General features: G+C 58.3%; 2 rRNA genes (1 of these 2 cut by a window edge). Both read left to right on the plus strand.

From position 1 onward, the window contains the following. The first annotated feature begins 256 nt into the window (after positions 1 to 256). Positions 257 to 1,782, plus strand: a 16S ribosomal RNA gene (locus tag ACIBAF_RS49000). 317 nt (positions 1,783 to 2,099) lie between these two features. Further along, positions 2,100 to 3,823: ribosomal RNA gene (locus ACIBAF_RS49005) — 23S ribosomal RNA — on the plus strand; it runs 1,430 nt beyond the window's last position. The 16S and 23S rRNA genes sit together here, the layout of an rRNA operon.

Below are 3,823 nucleotides of genomic sequence, written 5' to 3' on the forward strand. Positions count from 1 at the left end.
ACGCAAGACCGAAGGGAAGCGCCCGGAGGAAAGCCTGAGAGAGTCTCTCGGGTGAGTACAAAGGAAGCGTCCGTTCCTTGAGAACTCAACAGCGTGCCAAAAATCAACGCCAGATATGTTGATACCCCGTCCCCGGCAGTGATAGCCGAGGATGAGGTTCCTTTGAAAAAACACAGCGAGGACGCTGTGAACGGCCGGGCTCATTCCGCCTGGCTGTTCCGCTCTCGTGATGTGCGATCCCGATTACGGGAAAACATTCACGGAGAGTTTGATCCTGGCTCAGGACGAACGCTGGCGGCGTGCTTAACACATGCAAGTCGAACGATGAACCACTTCGGTGGGGATTAGTGGCGAACGGGTGAGTAACACGTGGGCAATCTGCCCTTCACTCTGGGACAAGCCCTGGAAACGGGGTCTAATACCGGATATCACTTCCACTCGCATGGGTGGGGGTTGAAAGCTCCGGCGGTGAAGGATGAGCCCGCGGCCTATCAGCTTGTTGGTGAGGTAACGGCTCACCAAGGCGACGACGGGTAGCCGGCCTGAGAGGGCGACCGGCCACACTGGGACTGAGACACGGCCCAGACTCCTACGGGAGGCAGCAGTGGGGAATATTGCACAATGGGCGCAAGCCTGATGCAGCGACGCCGCGTGAGGGATGACGGCCTTCGGGTTGTAAACCTCTTTCAGCAGGGAAGAAGCGAAAGTGACGGTACCTGCAGAAGAAGCGCCGGCTAACTACGTGCCAGCAGCCGCGGTAATACGTAGGGCGCAAGCGTTGTCCGGAATTATTGGGCGTAAAGAGCTCGTAGGCGGTCTGTCGCGTCGGATGTGAAAGCCCGGGGCTTAACCCCGGGTCTGCATTCGATACGGGCAGACTAGAGTGTGGTAGGGGAGATCGGAATTCCTGGTGTAGCGGTGAAATGCGCAGATATCAGGAGGAACACCGGTGGCGAAGGCGGATCTCTGGGCCATTACTGACGCTGAGGAGCGAAAGCGTGGGGAGCGAACAGGATTAGATACCCTGGTAGTCCACGCCGTAAACGGTGGGAACTAGGTGTTGGCGACATTCCACGTCGTCGGTGCCGCAGCTAACGCATTAAGTTCCCCGCCTGGGGAGTACGGCCGCAAGGCTAAAACTCAAAGGAATTGACGGGGGCCCGCACAAGCAGCGGAGCATGTGGCTTAATTCGACGCAACGCGAAGAACCTTACCAAGGCTTGACATACACCGGAAACGGCCAGAGATGGTCGCCCCCTTGTGGTCGGTGTACAGGTGGTGCATGGCTGTCGTCAGCTCGTGTCGTGAGATGTTGGGTTAAGTCCCGCAACGAGCGCAACCCTTGTTCTGTGTTGCCAGCATGCCCTTCGGGGTGATGGGGACTCACAGGAGACTGCCGGGGTCAACTCGGAGGAAGGTGGGGACGACGTCAAGTCATCATGCCCCTTATGTCTTGGGCTGCACACGTGCTACAATGGCCGGTACAAAGAGCTGCGAAACCGTGAGGTGGAGCGAATCTCAAAAAGCCGGTCTCAGTTCGGATTGGGGTCTGCAACTCGACCCCATGAAGTCGGAGTTGCTAGTAATCGCAGATCAGCATTGCTGCGGTGAATACGTTCCCGGGCCTTGTACACACCGCCCGTCACGTCACGAAAGTCGGTAACACCCGAAGCCGGTGGCCCAACCCCTTGTGGGAGGGAGCTGTCGAAGGTGGGACTGGCGATTGGGACGAAGTCGTAACAAGGTAGCCGTACCGGAAGGTGCGGCTGGATCACCTCCTTTCTAAGGAGCACTTCTAGGCCGGTCCTGCGGGGCTGGTCCAGAGGCCAGTACATCGGCGTACGTCCGATGCTGGTTGCTCATGGGTGGAACGTTGATTATTCGGCACTCTCAGTCATCTCGGGCTGCAAGTACTGCTCTTCGGAGCGTGGAAAGCTGATCACGAGTGGCGGGGGTGCCGGGCGCGCTGTTGGGTGTCTGAGGGCACGGCCGCAGGGTCGTCCTTCTGATGCCGGCCCCGGTGAACTCCAGTCTGTTGGCTGGGGGTGACGGGTGGCTGGTCGTTGTTTGAGAACTGCACAGTGGACGCGAGCATCTGTGGCCAAGTTTTTAAGGGCGCACGGTGGATGCCTTGGCACCAGGAACCGATGAAGGACGTGGGAGGCCACGATAGTCCCCGGGGAGTCGTCAACCAGGCTTTGATCCGGGGGTTTCCGAATGGGGAAACCCGGCAGTCGTCATGGGCTGTCACCCATACCTGAACACATAGGGTATGTGGAGGGAACGCGGGGAAGTGAAACATCTCAGTACCCGCAGGAAGAGAAAACAACCGTGATTCCGGGAGTAGTGGCGAGCGAAACCGGATGAGGCCAAACCTACGACGTGTGAGACCCGGCAGGGGTTGCGTCGTGGGGGTTGTGGGATCTCTCTTCCACGGTCTGCCGGCCGTGGGACGAGTCAGAAACCGTTGATGTAGGCGAAGGACATGCGAAAGGTCCGGCGTAGAGGGTAAGACCCCCGTAGTCGAAACGTCAGCGGCTCGTTTGAGAGACACCCAAGTAGCACGGGGCCCGAGAAATCCCGTGTGAATCTGGCGGGACCACCCGCTAAGCCTAAATATTCCCTGGTGACCGATAGCGGATAGTACCGTGAGGGAATGGTGAAAAGTACCGCGGGAGCGGAGTGAAATAGTACCTGAAACCGTGTGCCTACAAGCCGTGGGAGCGTCGCGCGTCGAGTTTACTCGACGCGTCGTGACTGCGTGCCTTTTGAAGAATGAGCCTGCGAGTTTGCGGTGTGTTGCGAGGTTAACCCGGGTGGGGTAGCCGTAGCGAAAGCGAGTCCGAACAGGGCGTTTCAGTAGCACGCTCAAGACCCGAAGCGGAGTGATCTAGCCATGGGCAGGTTGAAGCGGAGGTAAGACTTCGTGGAGGACCGAACCCACCAGGGTTGAAAACCTGGGGGATGACCTGTGGTTAGGGGTGAAAGGCCAATCAAACTCCGTGATAGCTGGTTCTCCCCGAAATGCATTTAGGTGCAGCGTCGTGTGTTTCTTGCCGGAGGTAGAGCACTGGATAGGCGATGGGCCCTACCGGGTTACTGACCTTAGCCAAACTCCGAATGCCGGTAAGTGAGAGCGCGGCAGTGAGACTGTGGGGGATAAGCTCCATGGTCGAGAGGGAAACAGCCCAGAGCATCGACTAAGGCCCCTAAGCGTACGCTAAGTGGGAAAGGATGTGGAGTCGCAGAGACAACCAGGAGGTTGGCTTAGAAGCAGCCACCCTTGAAAGAGTGCGTAATAGCTCACTGGTCTAGTGATTCCGCGCCGACAATGTAGCGGGGCTCAAGCGTACCGCCGAAGTCGTGTCATTGCAGCAATACGCCCAACGGCGGCTGTGATGGGTAGGGGAGCGTCGTGTGCCGGGTGAAGCAGCACCGGAAGGTAGTTGTGGACGGTTCACGAGTGAGAATGCAGGCATGAGTAGCGATTCACACGTGAGAAACGTGTGCGCCGATTGACTAAGGGTTCCTGGGTCAAGCTGATCTGCCCAGGGTAAGTCGGGACCTAAGGCGAGGCCGACAGGCGTAGTCGATGGATAACCGGTTGATATTCCGGTACCCGCTGTGAAGCGTCAAACATTGAATCAGGCGATGCTAAGTCCGTGAAGCCGTTCCGGACCCTTCGGGGAATGGAAAGTGGTGGAGCCGACGGACCAGACTTGTAGTAGGTGAGTGATGGGGTGACGCAGGAAGGTAGTCCATCCCGGGCGGTGGTTGTCCCGGGGTAAGGGTGTAGGGCGAACGGTAGGCAAATCCGCCGTTT

Source organism: Streptomyces sp. NPDC051677 (assembly GCF_044453465.1).
In the GTDB taxonomy this organism is placed as follows: domain Bacteria; phylum Actinomycetota; class Actinomycetes; order Streptomycetales; family Streptomycetaceae; genus Streptomyces.